This is a genomic window from Trichococcus alkaliphilus, from assembly GCF_003008695.1.
Classification (GTDB): Bacteria; Bacillota; Bacilli; order Lactobacillales; family Aerococcaceae; genus Trichococcus; species Trichococcus alkaliphilus.
Genome location: NZ_PXZT01000010.1, coordinates 55627 through 77271 on the forward strand (window position 1 = coordinate 55627; position 21645 = coordinate 77271).

Here is a 21645-nt window from a genome sequence, read left to right on the forward strand (position 1 = left end):
AACGGAATCTGAGGATAGTTAGCGTATAGATACCCGTAGCTTAATCTGAAACAGCCTTAAATACCGCTTGAATATTCCGGGGGAGCCCTTTAAACTAACTGTATGCCACAGTATACTGCTATTATATAGTAGAGAAACGGTTATTTTACCTTGCTATTGTCGCATTAATCTGTTACTATTTCCTTAAAGAAATTCACGTTACCAAGGGCTGAAAACCTTGATACAACAGTACATAAACCGTAAGCCACCATCGACCATCGAGTGGGAGTAAACTTTTCACATATAGAACCTTGCAAATATTAATTTAACGGGCTGTATAGTGTAATAAAACATAAATCATCTTTTTAAGTTGTTGTATGAATGAACTTCATTCATACATATGACATAAAAAGGTGATTTTTTGCATTTATAGAAAGCAGCTACAGAAAAGGCATGCGGGAAATGTAAAACACTTGCTTACTTGGATTAAATAAGTTAAACTTAAACAAAAAGTTAGGTATGCCTAATAATATGTTTAATTAAACCTTATGAGTTGTGGGTCGCTCAGCACAAATTCAGAGACCAGAGAATATAAATGAGAAAGGAACAACACATAATGGAAAATTTAATAATCCAGAATATGAACATAGCCTATCAAGGGCAATCTGCAATCAAGAATGCAACGCTTGCGTTTGAGCCGAACAAATTAACAGGGATCGTAGGACCAAATGGAGCAGGGAAATCAACCTTATTGAAAGGGATCATGGGCTTGACGCCGTTAAATACTGGAGCAGTGAGTCTTTACGGCAAACCACTTAAGGAAATGATAAACAAGGTAGCCTATGTCGAACAGAGACAAGAAATCGATCTGTCTTTTCCGATCAATGTTTTCGAAACCGTACTTTTTGGCACCTACGCCAAATTAGGTTTTTTCCAGAGACCAAAGCAGAAGGAAAAGGATTTGGCATTGAGGGCTTTAGAGAAAGTCGGAATGGCAGCTTTTAAAGATCGGCATATCAGTGAATTATCCGGTGGACAGCTGCAGCGCGTTTTCATTGCGCGGGCGTTGGCACAGGAAGCAGAATGGCTGCTGCTTGACGAACCCTTTGCCGGGATCGATGCTACCAGCGAGAAAATCATCATTGAGCTGTTGAAACAACTCCGCGATGAAGGCAAATCAATCGTGATCGTGCATCATGATTTGCATAAAGTACAGTCTTATTTCGACAATATTGTCCTGATCAATAAAGAAGTGGTTGCCTTTGGAACAGTATCTGAGGTATTTACTGCCAATAATATGGGAAGGGCTTATGGGGAAGCAATTTCCGAAATGATCAGTCTGGGGGGTGGAACAAATGTTAAATGATTTCATTCAAGGGCTCTTGGATTTCCAATTCCTGCAGAACGCTTTGATCACTTCCGTCATGGTCGGGATATCTGCCGGAATCATCGGTTCCTTCATCATCCTGCGAGGGATGTCCTTAATGGGGGATGCCATCTCGCACGCAGTATTGCCGGGAGTGGCGCTATCTTACATGTTGGGGAGCAGCTACATCATCGGCGCCACGGTTTTTGGAATGGCGTCGGCCGCTCTCATTGGTTTTGTCACGAAACACAGTCGTTTAAAAAACGATACGGCAATCGGAATCGTCTTCAGTGCATTTTTTGCTCTTGGGATTATCTTGATTTCCTTCGCCAGAAGCTCCACGGACTTATATCACATCCTCTTCGGGAATGTACTCGCTGTCCGGGATTCAGACATGTTCTTGACAGCCGCTGTGCTTATTATCGTCTTGATCGCAGTGCCGCTTTTCTATAAACAACTTAAACTGACTTCTTTTGCACCGACGATTGCAAAATCATACGGTTGGAACATCAGTGCAATCAACTATGGGTTAATGTTTTTGCTGACACTAGTTGCTGTGACTTCGCTGCAGACAGTCGGGACGATTTTAGTGATCGCAATGCTGATCACACCGGCTGCGACAGCCTACCAACTGACCGATAAATTGATTGTTATGATTGTCCTGTCGACAGTATTTGGAACCCTCAGTTCTATCGTTGGGCTTTACTTCAGCTACAGTTACAACTTGCCGTCCGGAGCGACGATTGTCATGGCAGCAGCTATGTTTTTCATTGTGGCATTCATTTTTGCCCCGAAGAAGGGCCTTGTTGGTCAATTAAGAAAGGAGAATGTACATAATGAAGAATAAACTAATGTTGCTTGCTGCGGTGCTGTTTGTGGGTGTTTTGGGAGGATGCGGGAATTCTCCGGAAGAAGATAAAGGAAGTACGGATGCATCAGAAACAACAGAAACCAAACTTAAAGTTGTCTCCACCAACTCCATTATTGGCGACATGGTAGAAAAAGTTGGAGGGGATCTGATCGATGCCCACAGTATCGTGCCAGTTGGGACTGATCCGCACGAATACGAACCCTTGCCAGTAGACATTCGAAAAGCCAGCGAAGCCGATGTTGTGTTTTACAACGGATTGAATCTGGAAACTGGCAATGGCTGGTTTGATAAATTGATGGAAACTGCTGGTAAGTCGGAAGATGAGGATTACTTCGTTGTCAGTAAAAATGTTGAACCGCTATATCTGTCGGGAAACAGTTCGCAACAAGATCCTCATGCTTGGTTGGACATTTCAAACGGCATTCAGTACATCACCGAAATCACTCGCGTCATGAGTGAAAAAGATCCTGAAAATAAAGCAACCTATGAAAAAAATGCGGATGCATACATTGCCGTTTTGACGGAACTGGACAGCGAAGCAAAAAATGAATTTGCTGATATCCCCGAGGAAAAGAAACTGTTGGTGACGAGCGAAGGAGCTTTCAAGTATTTCTCCCAAGCTTACGGATTACAAGCCGCCTATATTTGGGAAATCAATACCGAAGGTCAAGGTACGCCTGACCAGATGAAGCAAATCATTGAAAAAGTACGAAATTCAGAAGTTCCGGTTCTCTTTGTGGAGACGAGTGTCGATCACAGAAGCATGGAACGATTATCAAATGAGGTGGATCTTCCCGTTTACAGCAATCTGTTCACGGATTCTATTGCGAAAGAAGGGGAAGACGGCGACAGCTACTACGATATGATGAAATGGAATCTGGAAAAGATTCATGAAGGTTTGAGCCAGTAAAAGCGATTCGTTACCCTTCTGTTATGGTGCTTGACATTTTGAACAGGTATCGCTAAATTGGAGAAAAGTATATCGTTATCCATGCTTATTAACCATTTGTATAACCTGGTACCAGAAGAGGTGTCCACTCATGACAGCAAAATCATTCACTTTCCAATCAATCGACGGAACGGAAATCTTCGCGATGAAATGGTCGCCGGAAGGTATTCAGAAACCAAAAGCCGCCGTCCAACTTGCACATGGTTACGCAGAACATATCGGACGCTATGATGTTTTTGCAAGCAAACTGGCGGAAGCAGGGATAGTCGTCTACGGAAATGATCATCGCGGCCACGGCAAAACGAACGGGAATGTCGGCAAAGCAATCTGCTTTGCGGATGAGGCAGGATTCGACAAGGTCGTCGCAGATATGCGTGCGCTGACTGAAATCATCCAATCAGAAAACCCAGCCGTTCCGCTGTTCCTGTTTGGCCACAGCATGGGTTCAATGTTGACCAGACGCTACATTCAGTTGTACGGGGACGATCTTACCGGCGCAGTTCTGTCCGGTTCCGGGGTGTTTTCGAATGCCTTGCTGAAGCTCGGCACAGTCGTGGCAGCTTCGGAAATCAAAAGAAATGGAAGAGCATATCCGAGCCTTTTGCTGGACAAGCTGGTCTTCCAGAACTTCAACCGGGGTTTCAAGCCCGCCCGGACGGATTTGGACTGGCTCAGCCGTGACGGAGCAGAAGTGGATAGGTTCTTGGCGGATCCGTTGCGAGGAAAAATCGGTTCAGCTGGCTATTTCCATGATTTCTTCAGCGGTTTGTTGGCCATGAACGATTCTGCGAATATCCAATCGATACCGAAGGACCTGCCGCTGCATTTCATTTCAGGCACCGCCGACCCGGTCGGAGGCAAGGCCGGAAAAGGCATCATCCAGACATGCAGGGCTTACCAACAAGTTGGCCTTCAGGATGTGAGCTACAAACTATATGAGGGTGCCCGTCATGAACTGCTCAATGAAACGAACAAAGATGCGGTAACGCAGGACGTTATCGAGTGGATTGCTGCTCATGTGGAGACCGTTTGATAGGTGCAAAATTAATGGAGCTTACCTGACTTTTCCGGAAATGGAGAAATCAGGTGGGCTTTTTTTGATTTATTTGTGTTTGGAGACAATTCATTGACAAATATATCGTTAGGCGATATATTGTATATAACGATACACGATATATCGGAAGGAGAGATATGTGATGGGAGCACCACTTACGGAATCGATGTTTTACATCCTGCTTTCTTTGTTGCAGCCGAACCACGGTTACGGCATCATGCAACAGGTGGAGGAGCGTACGAAGGGCAGGGTAGCTCTGGGAGCCGGTACGCTGTATGGTGCGTTGAATTCTTTATTGGAGAAGAAATGGATCATGCTGCATAGTCAGGACGATCAGTCCCGCAAAAAGAAGGAATATCTGATTACGGCACTCGGAAAAGAAGTTCTGAATGAGGAAATCGCCAGACTGGGCGAACTTCTCGAAAACGGCAGAAAGGCGATGGGAAATGATGAAAAAATTTAAGCTGTACTACGACAAAGATAAGGAAGAAGCATTCCTGAATGACATGTCCGCAAAAGGCTATGCCATGAAACGTTTCTTCCTGGGGGTGTATACTTTCGAAAAATGCCAGCCGGATGAATATACTTACCGGGTCGATCTCATCAGCGACAAGACGGTCGAGCAGCGCAATGAACTGTACGATTTGATACGTGACTCAGGTGGGGAACTCGTACAGACTTGGGGCATCTGGGCAATCTTCCGGAAAAAAGGCAACTTCGAACTGTATACGGATCCGGAAAGCCAGATCAAACAATTCGAACGTATCCGTACGATATTTGTCCGTTTGGCCATTGTGGAATTCCTGCTTTCCATCCCGCAGTGGTACAATGCAATCCAAACAAAGGAGCCGATTCTCATCTTGATGTCTATGCTTTTGACATTGATTGCCTTTATTTTCCTGAAGCAAGTCGGGACATGCACAAAGAAAATAACAGAACTGGAAAAATTGGCTTAAGTAATTTTTGTTTTCGCTATAAAAGTATTGTTACTGCTTATCCTGAAAATAAGGTTGCTTACAATTTTACTCTTATGCTATGATGGCTGAGTGAATTCATTAAATTTTAATTAAATTAGAATGATGAAACATGTCATTATTTATTTTGGAGGGTAACTATGGATAAAGCATTAATTTTTATGGCGATGGCCGGCTACATGTCGATCATCATCGGTATCGGTTTTTATTACTACAAGCGGTCTAATGAAAGCTCCGATAATTTCTTCTTGGGCGGACGCAGTCTGGGTCCTTGGGTTGCCGCAATCAGTGCGGGAGCTTCGGACATGAGCGGTTGGCTCCTGATGGGTCTTCCGGGCGTGGCTTATTGGTCTGGATTGTCAGACGCATTCTGGACCGCGATCGGCTTGGCATTGGGAACATCTTTGAACTGGATCATCGTCTCGAAACGGTTGCGTCATTATTCCGAATCAGCGGAAGCAATCACATTGCCGGAATTCTTCAGCAATCGATTCCATGAGGACAAACGAGTCATTTTAACGGTATCTTCCACGTTCATATTCGTTTTCTTTTCCGTCTATGCAGCCAGCTGTTTTGTGACGGTAGGGAAGCTCTTCGCTACCTTGTTCGAAGTGCCTTATATCCCGGTGATGATCGCCGGAGCGGTGTTCGTCGTGTTCTACACGTTCATCGGCGGATTTTTGGCTGAGAGTGTTTCCGACTTTATGCAAGGCATCATCATGATTGCGGCTTTGGCTATTGTTTTGGTCGGAGGCGTCGTGCATGCCGGTGGTCCCGGAGCGGTCATCGATAACCTGAAAGGCATCCCAGGATTTTTGGATTTCTTCGGAATTGCAACACCGACATTAGTTGATGGTGTGCAACAAGCTGATGGCGCGATGGCTGCCTTTGGACCTGCAGGCAAATACGGCTTGATCACAATTGCGTCGAGCATGGCTTGGGGACTCGGTTACTTCGGTATGCCACAAGTGCTGTTGCGCTTTATGGCGATCCGTTCGGCTGATGATATCAAGCAATCACGCCGCATCGGCATCATTTGGGCGACACTTTCATTGGGCGCTGCCGTCCTGATCGGTCTGATCGGACGCTCGATGTTCCCGATGGCGTTGACGACTGCTTCAACTTCAGAAACGATCTTCATTGAGATGGCGACGTTATTGTTCCCGCCGCTATTGGCCGGAATCGTCATGTCAGGCATTTTGGCGGCGACGATCAGTTCCGCGGATTCTTATCTGCTGATCGCCGCAAGTGCTTTTTCGAAAAACATCTACAAAGGCGTACTGCGCAAGGATGCCTCCGACCAGCAAATCATGGCAATGACACGGATGATTTTGATTGTTTTGGCTATCGTCGGAATCATCATCGCTTTGGATGAAAACTCCGTCATCTTCACAATCGTTTCCTTCGCCTGGGCGGGCTTCGGTGCAACATTCGGACCGTTGATGCTGTTCTCCTTGTTCTGGAAAAAAACAACGCGTCAAGGTGCCATCGCGGGCATGTTGACAGGCGGAATCGCTGTTTTCATCTGGAAACTTCTGATCAAACCAATCGGCGGCGTGTTCGGCATATACGAACTGTTACCGGCATTCATCCTTTCTTGTGTGGCGATCGTGATCTTCTCCTTGATCGGGGAAAAACCATCCGCTGCGATGGAAGAGGAGTTCGAAATGGTGAAAAGCCAGTCGAAAGGCTAAGTAATACATGTGAAAAAATCAGTGGGCTGTCTCTTAGAGGCAGCCTTTTCGAATTATCCCAGAGATGGAATCTCGGATGTTTCGGAAAGTTGTCACAAAATCGATGCGAATGGTCCTAATATTTGTGATAAGCTGAAAAAGGATTGAAGCAGCGTTTATTTCAGATAAAGCTGTTTTTTTGTTGGGCAAAAGTGAATGAAAAAAATAAGGGAGTGGTTAACTATCAAAGGACACATCAAAGAGATGCTGCACATCAGACAAACGGACGATACTTTGACGCGGGTGATCGGATCCGGGCTGAGCACCGCGGTCCCGTTGATCATCGGACTCATGGCGGGGAACATGCGCATCGGGACATTCGGTGCTCTGGGGGCTTTCGCGTTCCTTTCTTTCCAGCCGTTTACGCCGACGAAACTGGCGAAACGCATTCTCAAGGCAGGGCTTGCCATCATGGCTGGGTTCTTGGCCGGCGCGCTCTCCACATTCGTTCCTTGGATGATACCGATCACGATCAGTCTGGTCAGCCTGATCGGCTTCCTGGTCGTCCGTATCCTGCATATCCCGAATCCAGGCGCCTTCTTCGTCATCATGGTTACATCCATGGGGGCAGGCGTAAAATTGGATATTCCGGGCATGCTCCAAGCGGTCTCCTTCGTGGGCATCGGGGTAGCGGCATCCATCTTCTGGGCGGTTTTGGCGGTCACCTTCAACGAACGTATGTTGAACCGACCTTACCGGAACGACACCCGGAGTTACCGGGAGCACCTTTATGACGCAGTCGAAAATGACTCGGAATTGTTGCTGTCTTCGGTTCATCATGCGGGCATCCTGTTCCTTGCGACCTATCTGGCGCATTCCTTGGGCATAGGCAACTTTTATTGGGTTGCCGTCTCCTGTGCGGCTGTCCTGCAGGGACGCGAACTGAAGGTCATTTTCCATCGCCATGTGCAGCGGATAGTCGGCGGCATGGTGGGCCTTGGCATCGGGATCTTCCTCTTCAGTCTTCAGTTCAGCACGGTGGAAACGGTCGTGGTGCTGATCGTTTTGAATTTCTTTGTGGAATATGCGATGGTGCGGAATTACGGTTTGGCGAACTTCTTTACAAATCCATTGGCGTTGTTGCTGTCCAACTTGTCGAGCAGCGCATTCGAAATGGATTTGATCGGGTTCCGCTTCTACGGATTGGTGCTGGGCAGCATCGTCGGCTTTGCCGGAGCCGCATTGATATCATTCGCTATGGGCATGTACCAGAAGGAACTGAAATTGGCCCATAAGTACCATAAGCGCCAGGAAACACCTTCACGAACGGATTAAAGGCTATAGGACGGCAAATCCGCCGATTTCATGAATATTCATAAACAAATGTCAAATCATCGTTCGGAAAATCCGTGTGAAAAAAATTATAATTTTCTATTCAAAATCATTGACATATACACCATATTTGTATAGAATTTAGCTTGCATAAATTGAATATCTCTTATTAATAGCCGTTGAGACGAGGGGTCGAAGATACGGTGGCAAACCAATCAATCTAATTTTTTTCAGTACAGATTGATATTGGGTGCCCAACCTGAGCGTAGGATTATCCAAGTCCTATGAGCAATAAGAGGAAAAGCAGCTGATAGATATCGAAGCTTTCCTTTGGTTGGAGAGCTTTTTTTATGCCCATTTTTTATATCAAAGGGGGAAATCTATTTGGCTGAAAAGGTTTTATTCAATTCAGACACTTATTTGGAAGGTCATTCTGATAAAATTACTTACCAAATTTCTAACGTTAAAGCAAAAAATATTACACATATCAAAATGCCGCTTTTCGAAGCGCTTGTTAAAAATGCGAAGCAGGACGTTACGCCTTTCGATGTCCCTGGACATAAAATGGGTGCGCAGATGACGCCATTTAAAATGGCAGTCGGTGATATGACGATGCAGATGGATGTCAACTCCATGAAAGAATTGGACTTGTTGAGCCATCCGCAATCCGTCATAAAAGAAGCACAGGAATTGGCTGCAAAAGCATACAATGCCGATCAAGCCTTTTTCTTGGTGAACGGTACGACTGTAGGCATCCAAGCGATGATCATGAGCGTAGTGGGGCCGAACGATTCGATCTTGGTTCCCCGCAACTGCCATAAGTCAGTGATGAGCGGGTTGATCTTGAGCGGCGCAAAGCCGATCTTCATCCAGCCCGAAATGGATTTGGCCTTCGGAATTTCACACGGTATCTCCGTGGAACGCATCATCAAAGGCTTGGATGAAAATCCTAAAGCGAAAGCTCTTTTGGTCACTTATCCGACTTATTTCGGATCCTTGAACGATCTTGAGACTATCTGTGATATCGCACATGAACGCGGTGTTGTTGTCATCGTCGACAGTGCGCACGGCGCGCATTTGCCGTTCATGCCCGGAAAAATGAAGGATCCGATGAAAGCTGGAGCCGATGCGGTGACTTATTCCATGCACAAAACCGGCGGATCTTTGACGCAGAGCTCCTTGATGGTGATGCAAGGGGAGCGCATTTCCGCAACAAAATTACAAAAAGTGCTGAACATGCTGCAATCGACAAGCGCGAACTACTTGTTGATGAGCTCGATCGATGCCGCACGCAGCGAATTGGCGATGTACGGCAAAGACCGCTACAAAAAACTACGTCCGATCGTCAGCGAAGCGATTGAAGCAATCGAAGCATTCGGCGACTATGAAGTATTGAAATCCGACTACATCAAAGATAAATTTGACCAGACTTATGACTGGTCAAAATTGGTGATCCGCGTGAATGATATCGGCCTGACGGGCTTCGAAGTATACACAATCTTGAAGGAAGAATACGGCATCCAAATGGAGTTGGCTGAAGGCTATGTAGTGATGGCAGTGATCAGCACAGCCGATACGCGCGAATCAATCGGAAGACTGGTTGATGCCTTGATGGATGTCCGTAGACGCTACAAAAAAGCAAGCCAACATTTCGATGCGCACGTGATGACTTGCAGCATCAACAAATTGGCCTGCACCCCGCGTGACGCTTTCTATGCCGACAATGAAGTGGTCGGCATCGACGACGCCATCGGCCGCATCAGTGCTGACTCGATCATGATCTACCCGCCAGGAATTCCGTTGATCATCCCTGGTGAAGTGATCTCTGAGGCAGTCGTGCAGCATTACCACTACTACAATGAAACTTTAGGCAACGTCCTGACTGAGGAAAAAATGCCTCATCAGATCAAAGTCCTGAAAGACTGATCAATCGAAACAACAATCAAATAGCATACAGTTGGAGGACGGCAGAAAGTGAAAAATAACATGAACATCCAGACCTTTATCGGCTGCGAATCTTCATTTGAAGAAGCATCTACCGTATTATTCGGGATTCCATTCGACGGAACAACCAGTTTCCGGCCAGGCACACGCTTTGCCATGCAGGCGATCCGCCAAGATTCATTTGGCTTGGAAAGTTATTCCCCTTATTTGGATCGTGATCTTGAAGAAGAGGCCATCCATGATGGCGGAGATCTGGATCTGCCTTTCGGCAACACAGAGCGCGTTTTGAGCGATATCGCAACCTACACAAAAGAAGTATTGGACAATGGCAAAAAATTCTTGATGGTCGGCGGCGAGCACCTCGTGAGCCTGCCTACCATCGAGGCTGCCTATGAAAAATACCCAGATCTGCATGTCATCCATATCGATGCCCACACAGATCTGCGTGAAGACTACATGGGGGAATCCTTGTCGCATGCTTCAGTCATCCGCCGCTGCTTCGACTTCCTGGGAGACGGCCGTATTTTCCAATTCGGTATCCGTTCCGGTCTGAAGGAAGAATTCGAATGGGCGAAAGAGCATACTTATATGGAGAAATTCACCATCGACACGCTGCCGCAGATTGTGCAGCAATTGAAGGATGTTCCCGTTTATGTGACGATTGATCTGGACGTGTTGGATCCTGGTACTTTACCTGGGACGGGCACACCTGAGCCAGGCGGCATTACCTATAAGGAATTGTTGGCGGGTATCGCTGCGTTGCAGGATTTGAACCAGATCGTTTCTGCTGACGTCGTTGAACTTTCTCCGCAATACGATCCGTCAGGCGCTTCTACCGCTATGGCCTGCAAGACTGTCAGAGAAATGCTTTTGACACTTACTAAATAGTACAAAATCAATTACCCGACCTTCAAACTAATCAAGGTCGGGTATTTTTTAATAAAAATCAGCTATTTTCAATCAGAATGTCATGATGAAAGCATCTTGCATTAAAAAGTAATGAAAACGGTAATTGTTTACATGATGATGTTACGAAATCTATCACAAGTCAGTCACCGGTCGTCAGGTTGTATAATTGTGTTATATCAAATGTTTTTTCCAAAGTTAATATTGTTACTATCAAAAAAAAGATGCAACTAATTGTGAAAAAATGAATGAAAATGGATTGTATTTAAATTAGAGTTTGATTATAATATCAGAATAACATAATAGAAAGTAGGGACGCCGAAATGAATAGTTACACTCCTCCAAAAAAACAAGGAATGTATGATCCCGCCTACGAGCATGATGCATGCGGTATGGGATTTGTCGTTGATATCAATGGTAATGGCTCTTATAAATTAGTCTCTGATGCGTTGGATTTATTGGAAAACATGGAGCATAGGGGTGCTTCCGGCGCTGATGCCAAAACAGGTGACGGAGCAGGTATCATGGTGCAGATTCCTCATCATTTTTTCAGCAGGGAGTGCGACGTCCTGGGAATCCATTTGCCTAAAAAAGGTGATTATGGAGTAGGGATGCTCTTTGCCCATAAATATGACGATCTACGTCACGAACAAATGAGAATGGTGGAAGAGATTGTCACTTCCGAAGGTCAAAAAGTATTGGGTTGGCGTGAGGTTCCAATCGACAGCTCTGAAATCGGTGTGACTGCAAAAGCAGCCATTCCGCGTTTTATCCAAGTCTTTGTCGGTAAAGGAAATCCTGAGATGACTGAAATGGATTTCGAACGCAAATTGTTCGTCATCCGTAAATTATCCGAAAAACTAATCGTACCGATGAGCGAAAAAAGAGGCGGCTCGTTCTATTTTGCCAGTTTCTCTTCGAAAACAATCGTCTACAAAGGGATGCTGACTGCAGAACAATTGCGCAGCTTCTATCTTGATTTGACGGATTTGGATTTCACATCCGCTTTGGCGATGGTCCATTCCCGTTTCAGTACGAATACTTTCCCAAGTTGGGAAAGAGCCCATCCAAACCGTTACTTGATCCACAATGGCGAAATCAACACAATCCGCGGGAACATCAATTGGATGCGCGCCCGTCAAGGCAGCATGTCCCAAGATTTGTTGGATGCTAGTGAAAAAATCTATCCGATCGTCGACGAAACAGGGAGCGACTCTTCCCAATTCGACAACAATCTGGAATTCTTGTATCTGAACGGCCGCTCATTGCCGGAAGCTGTCATGATGATGGTTCCTGAGCCTTGGGAAAAGAACAAAACGATGTCGAAATCCAAAAAAGATTTCTATAACTTCAACAACTTCCTGATGGAACCATGGGATGGCCCTGCAGCAATGGGCTTCACGGATGGCGAAATCGTCGGAGCGGTGTTGGACAGAAATGGTTTGCGTCCGTCCCGTTACTATGTGACGAAAGATGATCGCGTAATCCTTTCATCCGAAGTAGGTGTCGTAGATGTACGTCCGGAAGATGTAGCCTATAAAGGCCGTCTGGAGCCAGGCAAGATGCTGTTGATCGATACGAAGCAAAAACGTATCATCTCGGATGAAGAAATCAAAGAAACTGTAGCTGCTAAACAACCTTACGGAGAATGGGCTGAGAAGCATCTGTCCAAAATGAAGGACATTGCGCCTGCTCCATTGACCGAAACGGTTGAGCCTGAAGAATTGTTGCACCAACAGAAAGCTTTCGGTTATACGTTCGAGGACATCCAGTTACTGATCAAACCGATGGCCGTTACAGGTGGCGATTCAGTCGGAGCAATGGGGATCGATTCTCCGTTGGCAGTCCTATCAGACAAACCACAGATGCTTTATCTGTACTTCAAACAATTATTTGCGCAAGTTACGAACCCTCCGATTGATGGGATCCGTGAGGAAATCGTTACTTCCGATACAATGCTTGTCGGAAATTGCGGTAACCTGCTAGATCCGGATAAGGCTGATACGCATGCCATCTACTTGGATAGCCCAATTTTGACGGATTCTGAATTAGCGAAAATCAAAGCATTGCAGGACGACAAATTCAAAACAGCCACTCTTTCCCTTCTTTATCGCGTCGAAGAAGATGCGAAAGGGATGGAAAAAGCTTTGGAACGACTTTTCAGTGCAGCGGACAAAGCCATTGCTTCAGGCGCCAACATTTTGGTCCTTTCCGACCGTGGTGTGAACGCTGAATGGGCAGCCATTCCGGCTTTATTGGCTGTTTCCGGTCTGCATCATCACTTGATCCGCGAAGAAACACGCACGAGCGTCGGCCTTGTGCTGGAATCCGGTGAACCAAGAGAAGTGCATCATTACTGTACATTAGTCGGATACGGCTGTAACGCGGTCAATCCATACTTGACTTATGCGACCATCCGCGAACTTGCTGAAGAAGGCTTGTTGGACGGACTGGATGCTGAGGCAGCGGAAGCGAACTACATCCACGCAGCTGTCCATGGTATGTCCAAAGTATTGACTAAGATGGGTATCTCAACAATGCGCAGTTATCATGGTGCACAAATTTTTGAAGCACTGGGAGTCAACAGCGAAGTTGTCGCTAAATACTTCACAGGTACGCCTACCCGTATCGAAGGTATCGGTCTGCAGGAAATTGCGACAGAAAACAGAATGCGTCATGACAGTGCCTATAAAGCTACAGCGCCTTACAGCGATACGCTGGGAGTGGGCGGTCATTTCCAATACTCGGCCATGGGTGAAGAACACTTGTACAATCCGAGCACGATCTACCGTCTGCAGCAAGCGACTCGCCAAGGGGACTATGAGCAATACAAAGAGTTCTCCCGCGAAATCAATGCTGAAACGAAGGCGTACACGCTGCGTCAACTTATGCAATTCAAGCCAAACGCACAAGACGCAATTCCGATCGAAGAAGTCGAATCGGCTGAAAGCATCGTGAAACGCTTCAAGACCGGTGCGATGTCTTACGGTTCGATCAGTATCGAAGCGCACCAAACCTTAGCGATCGCTATGAACCGTCTCGGCGGGATGAGCAATTCGGGTGAGGGTGGAGAAGATCCGCGCCGTTTCGAATTGGATGAAAACGGAGATTCCCGCAACAGTGCCATCAAGCAAGTCGCTTCCGGACGTTTCGGCGTTACCAGCCACTACTTGGTGAACGCGAAGGAAATCCAGATCAAGATGGCCCAAGGTGCAAAACCGGGTGAAGGCGGACAATTGCCAGGACAGAAAGTGTATCCTGAAATCGCCAAAACACGTGGCTCCATCGCGGGTGTAGGCTTGATTTCACCGCCTCCGCATCATGACATCTACTCCATCGAAGATTTGAAAGAATTGATCTTCGACTTGAAGAATGCCAACCGCCATGCGCGCATCAACGTGAAGTTGGTTTCTGAAGCCGGCGTTGGTACGATTGCTGCCGGTGTTGCGAAAGCAAATGCCGATACGATCCTGATCAGCGGTTATGACGGCGGTACAGGTGCAGCACCAAGAACCAGCATCCGTAATACCGGCTTGCCGTGGGAACTGGGCTTGGCTGAAGCGCACCAAACATTAGTTTTGAACAAATTGCGTGACCGTGTCCGCGTTGAGACCGATGGTAAATTATTGACCGGTCGCGATGTTGCGATCGCCTGCATGTTGGGTGCCGAAGAATTCGGCTTTGCGACAACACCGCTAGTGGCTATCGGCTGCATCATGATGCGTGTCTGCCACCTGAACACATGTCCAGTGGGTATCGCTACGCAAGATGAAACGTTGCGCAAGAACTTCCAAGGCAAACCAGAATACGTCGTGAACTTCATGATGTTCGTTGCCGAAGAATTGCGTGAAATCATGGCGAAATTAGGCTTCCGCACGATCAATGAAATGGTCGGACGCAGCGACAAGCTGAAGATGAAAGAAAATGTGAAGCATTGGAAAGCGAAGACAGTCGATCTGTCAAGCGTGTTGTACCAACCATATGCAGCACCGAATGTCGGCAGATACAACATGACTGAGCAAGACCATGAGTTAGAGAAAACATTGGATATGCGTCGTCTGTTGAGAATCGTGAAACCGGCAATCGACTCCAAGAAACGCATCGTAGCGAAATCCGCTATCCAAAACATCGACCGCGTTGTCGGAACCATCATCGGCAGCGAAATATCGAAAAAATATGGTGCTGAAGGCTTGCCGGAAGATACAATCCAATTGACGTTCGTGGGCTCGGCAGGACAAAGTTTCGGCGCATTCATTCCTAAAGGCATGACATTGACGCTGGAAGGCGATTCGAATGACTACATCGGTAAAGGCTTGTCCGGTGGTAAAATCATCGTACGCGTACCGAATGAGGCTACATTCGCACCTGAAGAAAACATCATCACAGGTAACGTCGCTTTCTATGGCGCAACCAGTGGTAAAGCATACATCAACGGAATCGCCGGAGAACGTTTCTGCGTCCGTAACAGTGGCGTGGATACTGTTGTTGAAGGAATCGGCGACCACGGTTGTGAGTACATGACTGGCGGAACGGTTCTGATCATCGGAAAAACCGGTCGTAACTTCGCTGCCGGGATGTCGGGCGGGGTAGCTTATATCCTTGATTTCGACGAAAACAACCTGAACATGGAAATGGTCAGCGCAACGACAGATTTGAACGGTACAGAGCATGACACAATCAAACGCATGCTGCAGGAGCATATGATCTTTACGGGAAGTCCAAAAGCGCAAAATATCTTGGCTAATTGGGATCAAATGAAATCCCGCTTCACTAAGGTCATCTCCAACGACTACAAGTTCATCCTGGAAAACATCGAAATAGCGAACCAGATGGGCATCACCGGTCAAGACGCAATGCGTTATGCCTTTGATGAGCGCTACAAACCAGTTGTGACAAACTAAGGAGGAGGGATAAGATGGGAAAAGTTACTGGATTTAAGGAATATAGCCGTTCCAATTATGAAAAGATTTCTCCGGAAGTCCGCATCAAAAATTGGGGCGAAATGCGTGAAGAAACATCAGAAGAAAAAATCCGGACCCAAGCGGCCCGTTGTATGAGCTGTGGCATTCCGTTCTGTTCAGCAGGCATCATGCTGCCGAACGGAGCGTCCGGTTGCCCACTGCACAATCTCATCCCCGAATGGAATGACATGGTGTATCGTGGCCAATGGCAAGAAGCATACGAACGTCTAGCCTTGACCAATCCGTTTCCGGAATTCACGGGTCGTGTCTGTCCTGCTCCTTGTGAAGGATCTTGTACAGTCGGACTTATCGGTGAACCCGTTACGATCAGCAGCATCGAATACGAAATCATCGAACACGCTTTCCAGAATGGTTGGGTAAAACCGGCTAAAGCTCCGGCAACCGGCAAACGCGTTGCAGTTGTTGGCTCCGGTCCTGCCGGCCTAGCGACTGCGCACTACTTGACTTCAGTCGGCCATGCGGTCACTGTCTTCGAAAGAAGCGACCGTCCGGGTGGTTTGTTGATGTACGGTATCCCGAACATGAAATTGGACAAGGATATCATCCAAAGAAGACTGGATATCCTGGAAGAAGCCGGCGTGGCCTTTGTCTGCAACACCGAAATCGGCAAAGACATCACTGCCCAGGAATTGGTTGATACGTATGATGCAGTCGTCCTGTGCGGCGGCGCAACCCGCGCCCGTGGGATCAATGTTGAAGGCAACGATGCAAAAGGCGTGCACATGGCCATGGACTTCCTGACTGCAAACACACAAAATATCCTTGCGGGCGAACCGCAGGAAAGTAAAATCACTGCCAAAGACAAACACGTCATCGTAATCGGTGGCGGGGATACCGGTACCGACTGTGTCGGTACATCCATCCGTCATGGCGCGAAGAGCGTTCATCAATTCGAGATCATGCCGAAAGCTCCGGACAAACGTGATGCAGACACGAATCCGTGGCCAGAATGGCCTAAAAAGCTGAAAACGGACTACGGCCAAGAAGAAGCGATCTACTTGACCGGCTCTGATCCGCGCAGCTATGAAATCAATACGACTAAAATCGAAAAGAATGAGGCAGGCGAAGTTACGGCTGTCCATACTGTTCAGATCGAATGGAAACGTGATGCGTTAGGCAGAATGAATCCAGTACCCGTTGAAGGATCCGAAAAAGTCTGGAAAGCGGACTTAGTCTTGCTGGCTATGGGCTTCACCGGTCCTGAAGATACAATTCCGGATGAATTAGCTTTGAAACGCGATCTGCGCAGCAATATCCAAGCAACAGAGACCGACTACAAAACAAACGTGGAAAAAGTCTTTACCTGCGGCGATATGCGCCGTGGACAAAGCTTGGTCGTGTGGGCTTTGCAAGAAGGAAAACTAGCCGCAGGCGAAGTGGACCGTTTCTTGTCAGGCGATACGGACATCTACTAATCAATTGAAAAAACCCGGAGCAGCGTGAATTCGCTGCTTCGGGTTTTTTGTGGTTTTTTGGTGCCGCTGGGGTTGGGATCGCCAGATCCGGCGAGGGCGCGTCTGGCCGGAGGAGGGAATCAGCTCATAGTGTGAACTCCGGTGAAGCCGCGGTGGCCGGAGGAGGAGGTCGAAAATGTACGCCAACTCCGGCGGCCTCCGCCTGGCCGGAGCACACGACGATCCGGGAGTGCTATCCTCCGGTGAACCCACATTTCTGCATTTATTGAAATTCGAAATATAGCTCAAAAAAATGGTATAATACTAGCAACAAATCCTTAAGTGGTTTAAAAAGGATGATTCGAAGGAAAAGAAAGGGTGCAGAGTTGTGAAAAATTGGAAAAGTGTGGCGATTGCCTATGGCCTACCAGCAGTCGTTCTTTTAGGGTATTGGTATTCGGCGTTGACCCCAGTGTCGATCCAGTCACCGGAGTTTTGGACGAATATGTTTTTGTATTTGGTCGCAAGTGCAGCATTGATGAACATCTTGGATCGGTCGAAAGCCGATAAAGTCAACAAAGTTACTGGAGCCATCATCGGAGTCAGTATTGTCTTCATCATCGGAGGAATGCTCTTTGGCTCCCAAATTTTCAGGGCCAAAGATTACGCCAGCCTGATTACGCATACGGAAGGCAATTTTGAGGAGGACCTGACCATCACGGACCCTTCGCAGATACCGACGATCGACCGCGATATGGCGGAGCGTCTGGGAAGCCGTAAGCTTGGCGAAGTCCTCAATTTGGTTTCGCAATTCGACGTCAGCACGGAATACACGCAGATCGCTTATAAAGGCGATTCGGTCCGCGTTTCACCATTGGAATACGTCAGCTTTTTCCGCTGGTTGAACAACCGCGCCGATGGGATTCCGCATTATGTGACCGTCGATATGGTGACGGGTGATTCTGAATTGGTGAATCTGGAGAAGAACATCCGCTATTCACATTCCGGCTATTTCGGTGATGATATCACGCGGCATATCTTTTTCAACTATCCGACTGTGATGTTCGAAAATCCGGTCTTTGAATTGGACGAAGAAGGCAATCCGTATTACATCGCGCCTATCGTTGAAAAGAAATTCAGCTTCATGGGTCCTAAGGAAGTCGTCGGCGTTTTCGTCGTGGATGCTTCCACCGGTGACATCACGCGCTATAGCGTTGCCGATGTGCCTGATTGGGTCGATCGCGTGTTCCCTGCGAACATGGTGATGACGCAGATCAATTACAACGGACAATACCAAGGCGGATACCTGAACAGCGTCATCAGCAAGAAGGGTGTCATTCAAAATGCGGAGGGCTACAACTACATCGTGCTGAATGACGATCTGTATCTGTATACCGGTTTGACTTCCGTCGCGGCAGATGAATCGAATATCGGTTTTGTGCTGGTCAATTCCAGGACCAAGGAATCGAAACGCTACAACATCAGCACAGCGACCGAATGGAGTGCCATGGAGAGCGCCCAGGGATCGGTGCAGGAAAAAGGCTACATCAGCACATTCCCGCTTTTGTTCAATATGGAAAACAAGCCGGTCTATCAATTGTCCTTGAAGGATGATGCTGGTTTGATCAAAATGTACGCCTTTGTGAATGCGACGAACTATCAGAAAGTCGGGACCGGTAATTCCTTGGCTGCTGCCTGGAACGCTTATACTGGCGGCGTCGTTTCCACAACGACCGACGAGGAGGCAGAGGTCGTCGAGACCGAAACACTCAGCGGTGCCATCACTGCTTTGGAATCAGTCGTCATCGACGGCGAAACGACTTATTACTTCATGTTGGAAGGCGATGCAGAAACCATCTATATCGCTAAAGTGTCCATCGATAAGCAATTGCCGTTCATCAAAGCCGGCGACAGTGTGACGATAGAAGTGGACGGCGCTCGCGTCGTATCCATCATCAAACAGTAAGAATAATTTGGAAGAAGAGTCTGCCTCATTTGAAGGTGGGCTCTTTTTTGTTGTGCACTAATGTTGGTGCTGTTGATTCGCCGGAGGAAAAGATCCAAAAAAGATCATCACCTCCGACCACGGCGGCTTCGCCGGAGTTCGGTCTTCCGCAACGCAGCTCTCCTCCGATGAGGGAACTCTCATCGGAGCTGACATTCAAAAAACAACCATTGGCTAAAAAACCGGATAAAACAAAAAACGAAAAAATGACTTTCCTGCAAATGCAAAAAATTGACGGAACAAGGGATGTTGTTGCATAGTAAAGATAAGAATGCATGCGAAAGGAAGCGCTGCGCCATGGCAAATAAAGTAACCCATCCGATCCTGTTTCAAGGCGACCTGAAAAAGAAAGGTCCCTATTTTGAAGGGTGGTATTTCAAGAGTGTTTCAGCAGATGAAAAGACCGTCCTTAGTCTGATTCCCGGCATTTCGATCACCGAGGAAGACCCGCACTGTTTTATCCAGTATTCCTATGTCCATGTCGGAGAAGCGCTCGAAAAAGAGCTGCGGACCGGCTACATCCGTTATCCATTGTCTGCCTTTCGATATAACCAAACTCCTTTTGTGCTGAAAGTCGGCAACAGCGTTTTTTCGGAAACGCTCGTCAGTGTGCATCTCGAAGAGGATGATTTCCGGATAGAAGGCATCCTGAAACTAGGGCCATTCCAAGCGGTCAAACGCACACCGGTGTCGCCATCCATCATGGGTTTTTTTGCCTACATCCCCAACATGGAATGCTACCACGGCGTCATCAGCATGACTCATGCCATCGACGGAACGGTGGCAATCGGGAACAAAACCCGTGATTTTACGGGCGGCAAAGGCTACCTCGAAAAGGACTGGGGAACGTCTTTTCCGCAGGAGTATGTCTGGATCCAATGCAACCATTTTCGGGAGGATAGGACCAGCCTCTTCTTCTCGGTGGCGAAAATCCCTTTCCGGGGGTCCTCGTTCGAAGGCTTCATCTGCAATTTTATCGTGGATGGAGAGGAGTACCGTTTTGCGACCTATAACCGCAGCAAATTCACGTTGGGCCTGTTGACCGATGACCGGATCGAAATCGAAGTGTCCCATGCCTCCGCCTCCCTTACCATCTGTGCGGAAGTGCTCCACGGGGCTGCCTTGGTGGCGCCGACCGAACAGGGGATGAATAAAATCGTCAAAGAAGGGCTTTCCGGCATCATCACAGTCGACTTCACCGACAAGAAGACCGGGAAAATTTATCACGATGTCGGGAATGTTGCCGGCATCGAAGTCGTGCGCTAGTTGTTTGAAAAGTAATAAAAATAATAAAAATTGAAAGAAGGAATCCATATGTTGACAAGCTTATTTCCTTATCTGAATTTCGACGGCAACGCCAAAGAGGCAACGCATTATTATGTTGAGGCACTTGATGGCGAGCTGCTTGGCATCACAACATTCGGGGAGGCTCCGAAGGACGATTCAATTGAGTCTGAGGAATTCTCCTTGCCGCCGGGTGTGGAGGATCTGATCATGAATGCGCAGATCAAACTGAAGAACGGCGCTATGCTGATGGTTTCCGATGTTTTCCCGGGAAGAGGATTCCAAATCGGAAACCATATCTCCTTGACGCTGACATACGATGATGTGGAGGAAGCCCGGGTTGTATTCAACCGCTTGGCTGATGGCGGCTCCATCGGCATGGAACTCCAACAGACTTTCTGGAGCCCGCTGTACGGCAGCCTGACAGACCGCTACGGCATCGAGTGGCAGATTTCCGTGGACGCAGTTTGAACTTCTGCTTTTCAGGAAACTGTCTGATGTTGCAGAATGGAGGGGAAGCAATTGAGCCAAAATCTGTTTACATACCGCATCCAAACGAGCGGCAAACAGTCGCTGACGAACATTGATGTCTATCTCGAGGACGCTCTGGCGAAAAGCGGCGTGAAGGACGGCATCATGGTCGTCTTCTGTCCGCATACGACAGCCGCCATCACGATTAATGAAAACGCCGACCCGGATGTGCAGAAAGACATGAATTGGGGTTATACGGATACGTTTCCGAACAAAGGCAGCTATCACCATGTCGAAGGCAATTCCGATGCCCACATCAAGTCATCCTTGACCGGTGTCAGCGAAACAATCATCGTGGCGGAAGGACGGATGCTGTTGGGTACTTGGCAAAGCATCTATTTCTGGGATTACGATGGCCCGCGCAACCGCAAATTCCACGTGAAGATCATCGCCGGATAGAT

At 47.5% G+C, this 21645-nt stretch carries 17 protein-coding genes and 1 riboswitch; all 17 genes read left to right on the forward strand.

The window, feature by feature from the left end:
• Nucleotides 1–595: 595 nt before the first annotated feature.
• The 17 genes from C7R73_RS09220 (at nucleotide 596) to C7R73_RS09300 (ending at nucleotide 21643) form a co-directional block, all read left to right on the forward strand.
• On the forward strand, nucleotides 596–1345 hold the full coding sequence (locus C7R73_RS09220) for a metal ABC transporter ATP-binding protein (protein ID WP_106450234.1): 750 nt from the start codon (nucleotides 596–598) through the stop codon (nucleotides 1343–1345).
• Entirely contained in the window at nucleotides 1335–2192 is an 858-nt protein-coding gene (locus C7R73_RS09225; RefSeq protein WP_106450235.1) for a metal ABC transporter permease, read from the forward strand. The genes C7R73_RS09220 and C7R73_RS09225 overlap by 11 nt, the downstream gene beginning before the upstream one ends.
• Nucleotides 2182–3126, forward strand: coding sequence for an Mn/Fe ABC transporter substrate-binding lipoprotein EfaA (efaA, locus tag C7R73_RS09230; RefSeq protein WP_106450236.1), 945 nt, complete (start codon nucleotides 2182–2184; stop codon nucleotides 3124–3126). Before C7R73_RS09225 ends, efaA begins: the two co-directional genes overlap by 11 nt.
• A gap of 130 nt (nucleotides 3127–3256) precedes the next feature.
• Nucleotides 3257–4198 carry an alpha/beta hydrolase gene (locus C7R73_RS09235; RefSeq protein WP_106450237.1) on the forward strand — a complete coding sequence of 314 codons (942 nt, stop codon included), beginning with the start codon at nucleotides 3257–3259 and terminating at the stop codon, nucleotides 4196–4198.
• Nucleotides 4199–4361: 163 nt separating this feature from the next.
• Nucleotides 4362–4682, forward strand: a complete 321-nt coding sequence (locus C7R73_RS09240) for a PadR family transcriptional regulator (protein WP_106450238.1) — start codon at nucleotides 4362–4364, stop codon at nucleotides 4680–4682.
• Nucleotides 4666–5175, forward strand: coding sequence for a DUF2812 domain-containing protein (locus C7R73_RS09245; RefSeq protein WP_161525916.1), 510 nt, complete (start codon nucleotides 4666–4668; stop codon nucleotides 5173–5175). The genes C7R73_RS09240 and C7R73_RS09245 overlap by 17 nt, the downstream gene beginning before the upstream one ends.
• Before the next feature lie 158 nt (nucleotides 5176–5333).
• Entirely contained in the window at nucleotides 5334–6887 is a 1554-nt protein-coding gene (locus C7R73_RS09250; RefSeq protein WP_106450240.1) for a sodium/proline symporter, read from the forward strand.
• A gap of 195 nt (nucleotides 6888–7082) precedes the next feature.
• A complete protein-coding gene (locus C7R73_RS09255; protein ID WP_106450241.1) occupies nucleotides 7083–8201 on the forward strand; it encodes an FUSC family protein in 1119 nt (372 codons plus the stop codon).
• 160 nt (nucleotides 8202–8361) lie between these two features.
• A riboswitch (SAM riboswitch) is annotated at nucleotides 8362–8496 on the forward strand.
• Nucleotides 8497–8582: 86 nt separating this feature from the next.
• Nucleotides 8583–10124: an aminotransferase class I/II-fold pyridoxal phosphate-dependent enzyme gene (locus tag C7R73_RS09260; protein WP_205076499.1), complete on the forward strand. Its 1542-nt coding sequence runs from the start codon at nucleotides 8583–8585 to the stop codon at nucleotides 10122–10124.
• Nucleotides 10125–10172: 48 nt separating this feature from the next.
• Nucleotides 10173–11030 carry an agmatinase gene (speB, locus tag C7R73_RS09265; RefSeq protein WP_239992609.1) on the forward strand — a complete coding sequence of 286 codons (858 nt, stop codon included), beginning with the start codon at nucleotides 10173–10175 and terminating at the stop codon, nucleotides 11028–11030.
• A gap of 341 nt (nucleotides 11031–11371) precedes the next feature.
• Nucleotides 11372–15949, forward strand: coding sequence for a glutamate synthase large subunit (gene gltB / locus C7R73_RS09270; protein ID WP_106450242.1), 4578 nt, complete (start codon nucleotides 11372–11374; stop codon nucleotides 15947–15949).
• 14 nt (nucleotides 15950–15963) lie between these two features.
• The gene (locus tag C7R73_RS09275) at nucleotides 15964–17445 is read left to right on the forward strand and encodes a glutamate synthase subunit beta (protein WP_106450243.1); all 1482 of its coding nucleotides are present in this window, start codon (nucleotides 15964–15966) and stop codon (nucleotides 17443–17445) included.
• A gap of 367 nt (nucleotides 17446–17812) precedes the next feature.
• The gene (locus C7R73_RS09280) at nucleotides 17813–19390 is read left to right on the forward strand and encodes a hypothetical protein (RefSeq protein WP_153060383.1); all 1578 of its coding nucleotides are present in this window, start codon (nucleotides 17813–17815) and stop codon (nucleotides 19388–19390) included.
• Nucleotides 19391–19419: 29 nt separating this feature from the next.
• A complete protein-coding gene (locus C7R73_RS09285; RefSeq protein WP_153060384.1) occupies nucleotides 19420–19689 on the forward strand; it encodes a hypothetical protein in 270 nt (89 codons plus the stop codon).
• A gap of 37 nt (nucleotides 19690–19726) precedes the next feature.
• The gene (locus tag C7R73_RS09290) at nucleotides 19727–20695 is read left to right on the forward strand and encodes a tocopherol cyclase family protein (protein ID WP_106450246.1); all 969 of its coding nucleotides are present in this window, start codon (nucleotides 19727–19729) and stop codon (nucleotides 20693–20695) included.
• Between the two features lie 48 nt (nucleotides 20696–20743).
• Nucleotides 20744–21184 (forward strand): VOC family protein, encoded by a 441-nt coding sequence (locus C7R73_RS09295; RefSeq protein WP_106450247.1) that lies wholly within the window; start codon nucleotides 20744–20746, stop codon nucleotides 21182–21184.
• 51 nt (nucleotides 21185–21235) lie between these two features.
• Nucleotides 21236–21643: a secondary thiamine-phosphate synthase enzyme YjbQ gene (locus C7R73_RS09300; protein ID WP_106450248.1), complete on the forward strand. Its 408-nt coding sequence runs from the start codon at nucleotides 21236–21238 to the stop codon at nucleotides 21641–21643.
• The last annotated feature ends 2 nt before the right edge of the window (nucleotides 21644–21645 follow it).